We start from the raw sequence: 13070 nt of genomic DNA on the forward strand, positions 1-13070 counted from the left end.
TTACTGATATAAGTGAATTTAAATAAATTGCAGAAAAAACCCTCCTCATCTCGAGAAGGGCTCTGACTTATACTTTTTTTCTCTAAATCAGTCCGAAGAAACTAACTGATGCCGCTCAACTTTTCAATCGAAGGGCTTCATCGGGTTCTCCAACTATTTGCCCCTATGCTTTTCTTTTGCTTTTTGTTTTCTGATTAAATATTTTTGTTCCTTTATCTTTTCTCTTTGTTTTCTATTCAGTTGTTTTTTCTTTTCTTTTCTTGCTTCAAGCTCCTGTTTTATCGCTTTTTGTGCCTTAGTTGATATCCCGATATTTTTCATTTCTTTAGAAGCTTGTCGTTGCAATCTTTTTGGGTTTAATTTCTTAGATTTTGCTTTAACACAAACCCCTTCTTGTTCAGTGTGGGAGAGAGTCTGTAAAAGTTGATTATTAACAAAATGCATTATTTCTGAATCCTTTGGCTCTTGTCCAAACAAATGACGAATTGCTCTTAATTTCCCGTCATTCACAACTTCAATGACTCCTACCCAAAACTGACCATCGTAGTAAACCGTTAATTTCATAACGATTCCCTCCTCCTAAATTTACTGAAGAATGATGGACATCCCGAGGAGGGGAAGGTTACTGACATTTTAAATCATGCATCCGGACTACCAACCGAATTGTGTTTTTTCATTCTCATTATAAATTTAACAAACTTTCAAATTGAAGGAAAGGGTCTCCGCTTATTTTAACAACACTTCAAGTTTTGCTTTGGTATCAGGCCCATAAATCCCATCAGCTTTTAATCTACTGCAATCGCTGTTTTCGCTCCATGTGCGCCGTCAATCCCGAAGCTCTTTGTTACATGGTAAGCCGCTTCATTCATCGGAATAATGTAAATGGCATTTGTCTGAACTACAAAATGCGCAAGTGCAAACTCTAATTTTCTCCACAAAAAAAGCAGCTTTACGCCGCTTTTTTACTTTACGAAGTGAATATTTTAACGATTTGCATGGCCAAGTAGGCGATTCCGGCGCCGATTAACGGGCCGACGGCGACGCCTCCGAAAAGCGCGACGGCAAGTATCGTGCCGATGACCAGCGCCGTTGTAATATGAGGGTCGTTTTCCAATAAGGTGAGACCGTTTTTGGCGATTAAGGCAACCGCGATCCCGGCACCGAGAGCGATCCACGCATAATATGATTTCATCGCTTCTCCAAGCTGTTTAAAACCGATATCACCTGTGGCAATCGGCACTAAAACGGCGATTGTAATGACGGTGACCCCCCAGTTGATGCCTTTTGACTGAATAACCGGAAATAGTTTCTGATCAAGACCGACAGCTTTTATCACAATGAGAAAGCCGACGGCAAAAAGCAATGACTGATTTTTGGCTATCAATGCGATGGCCAGCAATAATAGTAAAAATAAATTCGCCTGTGTAAACATCCTGAAAGCACCCTCTTTCATCATATCTGTATTCATATCCTTTTTTTTGACGAATAAACTAATGTAATAGGACGTGCCGACCGAGAGGAGGATCGATGTGAATCCGCACTATGCAACTGTTTTTTTCCGCGCGCTGTTTGTACTCGCTGCGGCCGGCGGCGCTTTAGCGGCCGGTTACGCCTCATTTCCGTTAACTTATCCGTTTCTGATCGCCCTTATTCTGTCATCAGCGATCATTCCCGTTGTTGACTGGCTGGACAAACTGACGGGGATGCCCCGGTCAGTCAATACAGTCATTGTCCTGGTCTTCTTTTTGCTTATTCTTCTTGGCGCGGCGACATTTCTCGTTGCGGAAATCATTTCAGGAACCGCCTATCTGGCCAAAACGCTCCCTCCCCATATCAGCGCCTTTATGACGTATTGCGAAGAGCTGTTCACTTCCCGCATTCAGCCATTGTACCACGAGCTGACCGTCTTATTTAACGGACTGGAAACCAATCAGCAGGCATCCATCGTGACGCATATTCAGACCCTCGGTGATACAGCCGCTAAAAATGCGGGGCTGATGCTTTCACATCTTTTGGAGCTGGTGCCGAAATGGATTGCCTTCCTTCCCAATACAGCTGCCGTCTTCATTTTCGCAATGCTGGCGACTTTTTTTATGACAAAGGACTGGCATAAGCTGAAGGCGCTGCTTTATTCCATTCTTCCGGAACGGGTTTCAGCAAACGCCAAGGCCGTATCGGGAGAGCTGAAAAAAGCGATGGCAGGTTTCATTAAGGCGCAGGCCGTGCTCATACTTTTCACGATGATCATTGTCTTTATCGGACTTTTTCTTTTAGGGATTGAGCATGCGGCAACCATCGCCTTTTTTATCGGCCTGGTGGACCTTCTCCCGTATCTCGGCGCCGGGTCGGTCTTTGTTCCCTGGATTATGTATTTGGCCATTGCCGGTCAGCTTCCTCAAGCGATCGGTCTCGGTGTTTTATATATTGTGGTTCTTATCCAGCGCCAGCTGACGGAGCCGAAAATTTTAAGCAAGTCAATCGGACTTGATCCGCTTGCGACCTTAATCGCTCTGTTTGCCGGCTTTAAATTGTTCGGAATTTTAGGACTGGCTGCGGGGCCCGCGCTGCTCGTTTTCATTCAGGCCTTTATCACAACGGGCGCTTTAAAAGAAATATGGGCCTATATTACTGTTCAGTCCAAATAAAAACAGCAGCCCTGTAAGAAGGCTGCCGTTTTTATTTGATAATGATCCGCTTGTTTTTTGACATTCCTCTCAGCCATTTGAACAAAAGCGGCTTCATGCGGTTCCGAGTGAACGGAATCAGAAGACAGGCCCCTGCAATATCGGACAGAAAACCCGGAAGCATCAAAAGCAGGCCTCCGAAAAAGACGCATATTCCGTCAAGAAGCGCTTCCCCCGGCATTTTGCCGTGCTGCAGGTCGCGCATCACCCGATGATACACATCGGTTCCCTGTCTTTTTGCCACCAAGGCGCCTAACACGCCTGTCAAAATGATGAGAAGGAAGGTCGGAAAAATACCGAGCCATTTTCCCGCCAGCAGAAACAAACCGATTTCAATTGCCGGACACACGATAAACAGTAAGAATAACACTCTCATTTTTCTGCCCTCCTGCCCTTCTAAAAGCGCGTCACCGCCCGCATGGGAATAGGAAAATCAACCTAAAGACAAAAGAGAAGGGAGAACCCCCCTCTCTTTTTTAAAGCTGTTTAAAGAACGCTTGCGCGGCCTTCATACACAGCGCCGCGGGCAGCGTCAACTGTGATAACCTGTCCTTCTGTTAAAACTGAAGTTGCGTTCTCCAGACCGACGATAACCGGAATGCCCAAGCTTAAACCGACAACGGCTGCATGGCTTGTCAGACCGCCTTCTTCAGTGATGAGCGCTGATGCTTTTTCAAGTGAAGCGATCATGTCGCGGTCAGTGCTTGAAGCAACCAATACTGCGCCGTCTGTCATTTTTTGTTCAGCTTCTTTCGCATTTTTTGCAACAACGACCGGACCGAATGCAGATTTGCGTCCGATGCCTTGCCCTTTCGCGATAACGCTGCCGACAGTGTGGACTTTCATCAGATTCGTCGTGCCTGATTCACCGACAGAACCTGCTGTAATGACAATCAGATCACCGCGTTTCACGATGCCGCTGTCAAGTGATTTTTGAACCGCGTCTTCAAGCATTTCATCGGTTGAATTCGCGTTTTGGCCGCTTGCCGGGAATACACCGAATACAAGACCGAGTTTGCGTGATACAGACTCATTAACCGTAACGGCTACAATCGGAGCCTGCGGACGGTATTTCGCGATCATACGCGCCGTATGGCCACTTTCTGTAGGGGTAACGATAGCTGCCGCACTCAGATTGATCGCCGTGTGCGCAACTGATTGGCCGATCGCATCGGTAATCGTCATGCCGACCTGATCTCTGCGTTTAGACAGAATTTCTTTGTAGTTCAGAGATTCTTCCGTGCGTGTGGCGATGTTAAACATTGTTTGAACCGCCTCGACAGGATATTGTCCCGCAGCCGTCTCACCGGAAAGCATGATAGCGTCTGTGCCGTCGAAAATGGCGTTGGCAACGTCACTTGCTTCAGCGCGTGTCGGACGAGGGTTGCGCTGCATGCTGTCAAGCATTTGTGTCGCAGTAATAACCGGTTTGCCGAGCGCGTTGCATTTTTTGATCATTTCTTTTTGCACGAGCGGCACTTCTTCGGCCGGAATCTCTACGCCGAGGTCTCCGCGCGCTACCATTAAGCCGTCAGATACTTCCAGGATCGCGTCCAGGTTGTCCACGCCTTCCTGGTTCTCGATCTTAGGAATGATTTGAATGTCAGACGCGTTATGCTCTTCAAGCAGTTCGCGGATTTCAAGGACATCCGTAGAACGGCGTACAAATGACGCAGCGATGAAATCAACGCCTTGCTCGATACCGAATACGATGTCTTTGGCGTCTTTTTCAGTAATTCCGGGAAGGTTGACGCTGACGCCGGGAACGTTTACGCCTTTTTTATTTTTCAGCGTGCCGCTGTTTAAGATTTTTGTTTTGATTTCGTGTTTTTCCGGATTTGATTCTAGCACTTCCAATCCGATTAAACCGTCATCCAACAGGATGATAGACCCTGCTGACACGTCGTCTGCCAGGCCTTCATAAGAAACTGAGAATTTTTCAAGCGTTCCCAGCACCTGTTTCGTAGAAACGATAATTTCATTTCCCGCCTGAAGCTCAAGCGCGCCGTTTTCCATATCGTGCGTGCGGATTTCCGGACCTTTCGTATCGAGGAGAATCCCCACGTTTTTGCCGAGCTTTTTGCTTGCTTCTCTGATGTTTTTGATTCTTGCGCCGTGCTCTTCGAAATCACCGTGTGAAAAATTCAGACGAGCAACGTTCATACCCGCTTCCATCAATTTTGTCAGCATTTCTACACTTTCACTGGCCGGACCGATTGTACAAACGATTTTTGTTTTTTTCAACTCGTTCACTTCCTTCTGAAATCTTCAGCTTCTTCCGCCTTAAATAGACAGTTCTTTTGAAAGCTGATACATGTTTGGTTCAACAGTATGTTTTGATTCTAAAATTTCTATAATATCATGGTCTACAAGCTTGTTGTTTTGTATACCTACGCAGCGTCCGCCTTTTCCTTTAAGCAGAAGCTCAACCGCGTAAGCGCCGAGGCGGCTTGCAAGAACCCGGTCAGAAGCGCTTGGAGATCCGCCGCGCTGGATGTGCCCTAAAACGGATACCCGTGTTTCAAGGTTCGTTTCTTCTTCGATGCGTTTTCCGAATTCAACTCCGCTGCCTACCCCTTCTGCAACGATGATGATACTGTGTTTTTTGCCGCGGTCGTGCCCTCTCTTCAAACGGCCGATAATTTCCTGCATATCGTAGTCCGCTTCAGGAATTAAAATTGATTCCGCTCCGCCTGCAAGACCTGCCCATAAAGCAATGTCGCCCGCATGGCGCCCCATCACTTCAATAACGTATGTACGCTCATGAGACGTAGCGGTGTCACGGATTTTATCAATCGCATCAATTACGGTGTTTAACGCCGTATCAAATCCGATCGTAAAATCAGTTCCCGGGATGTCATTATCTATCGTACCCGGTACACCTACACACGGAAACCCGTGTTCCGTTAATTTTTTCGCACCCATGTATGAACCGTCTCCGCCGATGACGACAAGACCTTCAATGCCGAGTTTCTTTAAATTTTCGATTCCTTTTTCACGGCCTTCAACTGTTTTGAATTCAGGACATCTGGCCGTATACAGCTTTGTTCCGCCGCGGTGGATGATGTCACCGACCGAACCAAGCTCCAGTTTCTCTATTTTTCCGCTGATTAATCCTGAATAACCGTTATAAATTCCGTACACTTCGACGTCGTGGTAGATAGCTTTCCGCACAACCGCGCGCACCGCAGCGTTCATACCCGGGGAATCCCCGCCGCTCGTTAAAACTCCTATACGCTTCATTTCCTATTCACCTCAGCAACATATATATGTTAAACATATCATGATCATTGCCCTAAAACAATGAAAAGGGACGCCTGAGCTCCCATGAAACCTTACCTATTATACAATTAAATAAATTGTTTTTAAATAAAATTTAAGGAATATCACAAAAATCACAAAAAATAAACGTGAGCCATAGGCTTCACGTCTATTCAGTTTACCCCGATATATTGATCCTCAACCGAAACTTTCCCGATTGCTTTATATTTTTCATAGCGCTGTGAGATCAATTCTTCGGCGTTCAATTGAAGAAGAGATTTTAACGTTTCTTTAAGAATACCGTCAATGTAGCCCGCCTGCTGCTTAATATCATGGTGAGCTCCGCCCTTCACTTCTTTAATCATATCATCAATAATTCCTAATTCTAATAAATCGGGCGCAGTAATCTTCATGGTTTCGGCCGCTTTTTTCGCAAGGCTGGAGTCTTTCCACAAAATGGATGCGGCTCCTTCAGGAGAAATAACGGAATACGTCGAGTTCTCAAGCATCAGCATGCGGTTGCCTACACCTAACGCAAGCGCGCCTCCGCTGCCGCCTTCCCCGATGACGATACAAACGACAGGCACTGTCAGGCCGGCCATCTCGAACAGGTTCTTGGCGATGGCTTCACTTTGTCCCCGCTCCTCCGCCGCTTTACCCGGGTACGCTCCCTTCGTGTCGATGAAGCAGATAATCGGGCGGTTGAACTTATCCGCCTGCTTCATGAGACGAAGCGCTTTGCGGTAGCCCTCAGGGTGAGGCATCCCGAAATTGCGGACAAGGTTTTCTTTCGTGTCTTTTCCGCGCTGATGTCCGATGACGGTGACTGGCATGCCGTGATATTTGGCGACTCCGCCGACAATCGCCGCATCATCTCCGTATGTTCTGTCTCCGTGGCACTCAAAAAAGTCGGTAAACAGGTATTGAATGTAATCAAGCGTCGTCGGCCGGTCGGGAAGGCGTGCGATCTGCACTCTGTCCCACGGCTTCAGGTTTTTATAAATCTCATCCTGAAGCTTGCTGAGCCGGTCTTCAAGCCTTGCGATTTCAGCGCTTAAATCCATCTCCGAATCTTGGGTGAATTTTTTCAGTTCGGCGATTTTCGTCTGCAGTTCAATCACTGGTTTTTCAAATTCTAATCTTGCAGCCACTCATGCTCACCTCCTGTTTGGTGCATGTCCAGCAGAAATGCGAGTTTGTCTTTCATGTCGTTTCGGTGAATCACCGCATCAAGCTGGCCGTGCTTTAATAAAAATTCCGCCGTCTGGAAATCTTCCGGCAGTTTTTCCCCAATCGTCTGTTCAATAATACGTCTTCCGGCAAATCCGATCAAGGCGCCCGGTTCAGCGAAATTATAATCACCGAGAGACGCGAAACTGGCTGATACACCGCCTGTCGTCGGATGGGTCATGACAGAAATAATCAATCCCTGCTCCTCACTGAACAGTTTTAATGCAGAGCTTGTCTTTGCCATTTGCATAAGACTTAAGACCCCCTCCTGCATACGTGCGCCGCCGGAAGCGGTAAAGATGATAAACGGGACTTTTTCCTCTTTTGCTTTTTCAATTGCAAGCGTGATTTTTTCGCCGACAACCGAACCCATGCTGCCCATTCGGAATGTTGAATCCATGATCGCGATCACGGCAGGGAATCCGCTGATGGTTCCTTTTCCGGTAACCACCGCTTCATTCAGCGATGTTTTCTCACGGTCTTTTTCGATTTTTTCTAAGTATTCCGGGAAACCGAGCGGGTTTTCAGATATCATTCCCTGGTTGAATTCTTCGAATGAATCTTCATCCAGGAGGCTTTCAATGCGCTGCTTTGCATTCATCGGGAAATGGTGCCCGCAGTTCATGCAGACGCGCAGGTTTTTATCTAACTCTTTTGTGAGCATGATTTTTTTACATTTGGAGCACTTTGTCATAATGCCTTCCGGAACATCATGTTTTGCCTGCTCAGACGGCACGGAAGCATATTTTTTCTTTTTTGTGAATATATCCTTTAACAAATGATTACCTCCCTTTTGTGAAGGGTTCTCTTCACTGCATGTCTTCCGATTAGATAGACTTAATAATAACTTTACCGAAACTATTGTACTTTTTTTGTCAAACGGTGTCATCCTCCATTCGACATTTTTTGCTGCAAAACAGACGGAAACGGACGGATTTCATACCGTGAAAAGCGTTGTTCAGCCTTATCTGTCAGCGTTTTCAAAAGAAATAAGGATTCTGCTGAAATTTTTTTAAGACCTGCCCTTAAAAAAATGCCAGCAGTCCGTATATTGAACAGCAGCGCGTTGTTTTTTTCCAACGCGCTGCCATTTCATTTTTGTGTTATTATTCGCCGATAACCGTGAGCTGTCTTGTTTTTTCAGCCACTTCCTCAGGATCGACCGTAATTCTGGCGACGCCCGTTTCCATCGCTGCTTTCGCAACAGCTTTCGCAACGGCAGGAGCCACACGTTTGTCAAATGGAGCCGGGATGACATAATCAGCGCTTAATTCTTCCTCTGAAACAAGGGAAGCAATCGCTTCAACCGCAGCAATTTTCATTTCTTCGTTGATGTGAGTCGCGCGAACGTCAAGCGCCCCGCGGAAAATTCCAGGGAATGCCAGAACATTGTTGACCTGGTTCGGGAAATCAGAACGGCCTGTTCCGATTACGCTTGCGCCGGCTGCGCGCGCGTCTTCAGGCATGATTTCCGGATTCGGGTTGGCCATTGCGAAGATAATCGGATCTTTCGCCATGCTTTCCACCATTTCTTTCGTCAGCGCGCCTTCGACTGATACGCCGATAAAGACGTCTGCATCTTTAATGACATCCTGCAGCGAACCATCGTTGCGGTCTTGGTTTGTAAACTTCGCCACTTCGTTTTTCACTGCGTTCATGCCGGCCGGACGCCCTTCGTAAATCGCCCCTTTAGAGTCGCACATTACGATGTTGCGTACGCCGAAATGGTAAAGAAGCTTGATGATCGCGATGCCTGCCGCTCCCGCTCCGTTTGCCACAACTTTAATGGATGACATGGATTTTCCTGATAATTTCAGCGCGTTTACAAGTCCGGCAACGGTTACGATGGCAGTGCCGTGCTGATCATCGTGGAAAACCGGAATGTTTGTTTCTTTTTTCAGGCGCTCTTCGATAATGAAGCAGTTCGGCGCCGCAATATCTTCAAGGTTGACACCGCCGAATGTCGGTGCAAGCAGCTTCACAGTGTCAATGATTTTGTCCACATCGTTTGTGTCAAGCGCGATCGGGAATGCATCCACGCCCGCGAAACTTTTGAACAGCACCGCTTTCCCTTCCATGACCGGAAGTGAAGCCTCAGGCCCGATATTACCGAGACCGAGAACGGCTGATCCGTCTGTTACGACTGCTACCATGTTCCCCTTCATTGTATAATCATATACTTTGTTTTTATCGTCATAAATCTCTTTACAAGGCTCAGCTACTCCGGGAGAGTAGGCAAGGCTTAAGTCGTCCGCGTTTCTGACTTCTACCTTTGCTTTTGATTCCAGCTTTCCTTGATTTACTTTGTGTAAATGTAACGCTTCTTCTCTTAATGACATTCTAAACACTCCTTTTAAGTACTTTGTTACATATTCTGCCGCATAGACTGGTACAATCGCTGGAGGTGAAAAATTTCAGAATCTTTAAATAAGATAGCACAATTGTTTCAATTGTATAACAAAACGATTATTGTTACCACTATTTTAACACGACGTTTTCGCGGCCCAGCAGCTCTTTTAAACGGTATAACGCCTGATGGTCCGCCTGAATATGAAAAGTATCCGGCAGCCTGATCGTCTGCTTGTCTTTTTCATAATAAAGATAAACGCCGGTTTCCCCTTTATGCTCCAGTAAAATACGCTTCATCTTTTCCAAAAACTCCTGATTGTGCCGGCTGCCTTCGATTTTGATGTAAACAGACGGCGCTCTGTCTGCCTCCGTCTGCTCAAGAAGAGAGGCGGATGACATGATGAATTGTGTCTTCTCCTGACGCTCTTCCATTTTTCCGGCGGCGAATAAAAGCGCGCCTTCTTCTAACAGCGGAGACAGCCTTCTATATTGGTCAGGAAACACGACGGCTTCCATTTCTCCCGTTTCATCGCTTAATGTGAGAAACGCCATATGCTGACCTGTCTTTGTCCGAATCGTTTTGATGCCCGCGAGCAAAGCGCCGATTGACAGCTGCCCCTTCGGCATCTGCCGCGCTGCTGTGATCGCTTGCGCCCCCCGTTTTTTCAGGAGATCCCTGAAAGCAGATAAAGGATGGCTTGAGAAATAAACACCGAGAGCTTCTTTTTCGAACCGAAGCTTGTCCACGAGCGGAAATTCCTCAGCCTCTACATATTTTGGCTTAATGGAGAACGATTCTTCCAAAAACAATCCCATTTGGTCATCGTCTGCACGAAAAAGTTCAGCGTGCTCTAAAGCCACATCAACGGAGGCCAGCAAGGCGGCGCGATTTTGATTGAATTCGTCCATGGCGCCAGAAAATATAAGGGCTTCGATGGTTTTCCGATTCACGCTTTTTGCAGGTACGCGAAAGCAGAAATCGAAAAGATCCTCGAACGGTTTATGTGTTCTTGCTTTATAAATATCTTTCACTGCCGAGACGCCTACGTTTTTAACGGCCCGCAAACTGTATCTGACGGCTCCGTTTTCCGGCGCAAACGGAAAACCGCTTTTGTTTATTGACGGCGGAAGGACTTGAATCCCGCTCCCCTTCGCTTCATGCAGATATTGCGATATTTTGTCCTCATTGCCGATGACGCTCGTCAACAGCCCGCACATAAAATATAACGGATAATGCGCTTTTAAATAGGCGAGCTGATAGCCGATCATGCTGTATGCGACAGCATGGCTTCTGTTGAATCCGTAGTTAGCGAATTTTACAATCAGATCGTAGACCTCGTTTGCAGTGACTACAGAATACTCCTTTTTTAAGCACCCTTCAACAAAATGGCTTCGCTCTCTGTCCAGAATGTCCTTTTGCTTTTTGCTGACAGCCCGTCTGAGCAGATCCGCTTCACCTAATGAAAACCCTGCCATGCGCGAGGCGATCATCATTATCTGCTCTTGATAGACGATGACGCCGTAAGTGTCACTGAGAATATTTCGTACGTCCTCGTGCGGCACTTCCACACGCGCCCGCCCGTGCTTCCGGTCGATAAATAACGGAATATTTTCCATCGGTCCCGGCCTGTAAAGCGCGTTAACCGCGACAATGTCTTCCAGTCTTGACGGCTTCAGGCGCTTCAGCACGTTTCTCATTCCTGATGATTCCAGCTGGAAAATACCCGTCGTATCACCGTTTGACAATAGCGAGAACGTTTTTTCATCCTGATAAGAAATCTCGGAAAAATCAATTTTCGTATTCGTCTCTTTTTCAATCATCGTTTTAATGGATTCAATAAGCGTAAGGTTGCGCAAACCTAAAAAGTCCATTTTTAAAAGACCGAGATCTTCCAAGTGATCCATCGCATACTGCGTTAAATACACGCCGTCATGCCCTTCTTGAAGAGGGACAACTTCCGAAAGCGGCTCTTTACTGAGAACGACCCCCGCCGCGTGTGTTGACGTGTGCCGCGGAAGACCTTCAATTTTCCTTGCGATCTGAAACACTTTATGAAGAACGGCGGATTCGGACAGCCTCCTGTTCAGCTGAGCGGACTGCCGCCTCGCTTCCTCAAGCGTCATTCCCGGTTTCGACGGAATCAGGCGGGCAAGCTGGTCGGCTTCTTTCGGGCTGATTCCGAACACTCTCCCGGTATCCCTTAACGCCGCCTTTGCGGCCAATGTCCCGAAGGTGATAATCTGGGCGACGTGCATGGCCCCGTACTTATTTTGTACATACTGAATGACCTCATCCCTTCTCGTGTCAGGGAAATCGATATCAATATCCGGCATGCTGATCCGCTCGGGATTAAGAAATCTCTCAAACAGCAGAGAATGTTTAAGCGGATCCACGTCGGTAATGAAAAGGGAGTAAGCGACAAGCGAGCCTGCCGCGGACCCCCTTCCCGGGCCTGTCACAATGCCCTTTTCATGCGCGTACTTCATAAAGTCCCATACGATGAGAAAATAATCACTGAATTTCATGCGCCTGATGACGTCCAGCTCATATTCAAGCCGGCGGACAGCGCGCTCATCAGGAGTGCCGAAACGGAGGCGCAGCCCCTCATGACAGATCTCCGCCAAATAGTCATCGGCTGATTTGCCGTCCGGCGCCGGAAAAGACGGAAGCTGTGTCTGTCCGAGGCTGACATCGACCCGGCATTGCCGGGCGATACGCGCGGCTGCTTCAATCGCTTCCGGATGCCGCGTGTAAAGCTCTGCCATTTCTTCAGGCGTCCTCAAGTATAAGTCCGGCAGATTCCCGCTCTGATCCTCCCACTTCTCTCCGGCTTTAATAGCGCACAGACAGCGGTACGCATCTTGATCTTCTTTCTTGATATAACGGACATCCCCCGCAGCGCAGACAGCGATTTCCGTCTCGGCTGACAGGCGGAGGATCTCTTCGGATAACGTCTCATGTCCTTTAAACGGCTGGTACCCTAAATAAAAACGGCCGTCTCCGAACAGCTCCCGGAATCCTTCGGCAGCCTGGACCGCTTCTTCAAACTTCCCGGCTTGAAGCAGGCTTTCAATGTACCCGTTTTCACCGGGCGTAATGGCGATCAGCCCCTCATGATAGCTCTTCATCCATTTTCGCTTCATGCCGCCCTTTGCCATGGATTGCAGCGCACTTGAGATTTTCACCAGGTTCTGATATCCGGTGTTTGTCTCTGCTAAAAGAATGAGCGGGTGTGCTTCAAGCTCCGTATCGTCCGTGTATATAGAAGCCGTCAGACCGATAATCGGCTTCATTCCGTTTGATTTGCATGCTTTATAAAACTCAATGGCGCCGTACATCACATTTTCGTCCGTCAGCGCCAATGATGAATATCCGAGTTCCTTCGCTTGTGTAACAAGCTCTTTTACAGAAGCGGCGCTGTTTAACAGACTGTAGCCGCTATGTACTTGCAGGTGAACAAAAGACAATGCCGCCACTCCTTTCCCATACGTTCATTTTGCCTTTCTACATTATAAGACGGGTTTTCTTAAGAAACAAATGTTCTT

Annotated in this window: 10 protein-coding genes and 1 pseudogene; 1 reads left to right on the forward strand and 10 read right to left on the reverse strand. The window is 47.3% G+C overall.

From position 1 onward, the window contains the following. Nucleotides 1–153: 153 nt before the first annotated feature. The 3 genes and pseudogenes from NYE42_RS14475 to NYE42_RS14485 all read right to left on the reverse strand — a co-directional run bounded on the left by NYE42_RS14475 (nucleotide 154) and on the right by NYE42_RS14485 (nucleotide 1432). On the reverse strand, nucleotides 154–564 hold the full coding sequence (locus tag NYE42_RS14475; protein WP_015240369.1) for a YjdF family protein: 411 nt from the start codon (nucleotides 562–564) through the stop codon (nucleotides 154–156). Between the two features lie 162 nt (nucleotides 565–726). Further along, nucleotides 727–842: pseudogene (locus tag NYE42_RS14480) on the reverse strand (N-acetylmuramoyl-L-alanine amidase); the annotation flags it as partial. A 125-nt stretch (nucleotides 843–967) separates the two neighbouring features. After that, nucleotides 968–1432: a DUF441 domain-containing protein gene (locus NYE42_RS14485; RefSeq protein ID WP_007408072.1), complete on the reverse strand. Its 465-nt coding sequence runs from the start codon at nucleotides 1430–1432 to the stop codon at nucleotides 968–970. Nucleotides 1433–1529: 97 nt separating this feature from the next. Between NYE42_RS14485 and ytvI the strand changes: the two genes are divergently transcribed. After that, the gene (ytvI, locus tag NYE42_RS14490) at nucleotides 1530–2645 is read left to right on the forward strand and encodes a sporulation integral membrane protein YtvI (RefSeq protein ID WP_012118167.1); all 1116 of its coding nucleotides are present in this window, start codon (nucleotides 1530–1532) and stop codon (nucleotides 2643–2645) included. 31 nt (nucleotides 2646–2676) lie between these two features. Here ytvI and NYE42_RS14495 read toward each other — a convergent pair whose 3' ends face one another. From NYE42_RS14495 to dnaE, 7 genes are all read right to left on the reverse strand, one after another. Next, nucleotides 2677–3060, reverse strand: a complete 384-nt coding sequence (locus NYE42_RS14495) for an FxsA family protein (RefSeq protein ID WP_012118168.1) — start codon at nucleotides 3058–3060, stop codon at nucleotides 2677–2679. 110 nt (nucleotides 3061–3170) lie between these two features. After that, nucleotides 3171–4928: a pyruvate kinase gene (gene pyk / locus NYE42_RS14500; protein ID WP_007408069.1), complete on the reverse strand. Its 1758-nt coding sequence runs from the start codon at nucleotides 4926–4928 to the stop codon at nucleotides 3171–3173. Nucleotides 4929–4967: 39 nt separating this feature from the next. Next, nucleotides 4968–5927 (reverse strand): 6-phosphofructokinase, encoded by a 960-nt coding sequence (pfkA, locus tag NYE42_RS14505; RefSeq protein ID WP_007408068.1) that lies wholly within the window; start codon nucleotides 5925–5927, stop codon nucleotides 4968–4970. A gap of 191 nt (nucleotides 5928–6118) precedes the next feature. Then, nucleotides 6119–7096, reverse strand: a complete 978-nt coding sequence (accA, locus tag NYE42_RS14510; RefSeq protein WP_007408067.1) for an acetyl-CoA carboxylase carboxyl transferase subunit alpha — start codon at nucleotides 7094–7096, stop codon at nucleotides 6119–6121. Continuing rightward, nucleotides 7081–7953: an acetyl-CoA carboxylase, carboxyltransferase subunit beta gene (gene accD, locus NYE42_RS14515; RefSeq protein WP_007613077.1), complete on the reverse strand. Its 873-nt coding sequence runs from the start codon at nucleotides 7951–7953 to the stop codon at nucleotides 7081–7083. The genes accA and accD overlap by 16 nt, the downstream gene beginning before the upstream one ends. Nucleotides 7954–8281: 328 nt before the next feature. Beyond that, nucleotides 8282–9514 carry a malic enzyme-like NAD(P)-binding protein gene (locus NYE42_RS14520; protein WP_007408064.1) on the reverse strand — a complete coding sequence of 411 codons (1233 nt, stop codon included), beginning with the start codon at nucleotides 9512–9514 and terminating at the stop codon, nucleotides 8282–8284. Nucleotides 9515–9653: 139 nt separating this feature from the next. After that, nucleotides 9654–12992 carry a DNA polymerase III subunit alpha gene (dnaE, locus tag NYE42_RS14525; protein WP_352426554.1) on the reverse strand — a complete coding sequence of 1113 codons (3339 nt, stop codon included), beginning with the start codon at nucleotides 12990–12992 and terminating at the stop codon, nucleotides 9654–9656. Nucleotides 12993–13070 lie beyond the last annotated feature (78 nt).

The sequence above is a fragment of the Bacillus sp. FSL K6-2865 genome, from assembly GCF_040311405.1.
Taxonomy (GTDB): domain Bacteria; phylum Bacillota; class Bacilli; order Bacillales; family Bacillaceae; genus Bacillus; species Bacillus velezensis.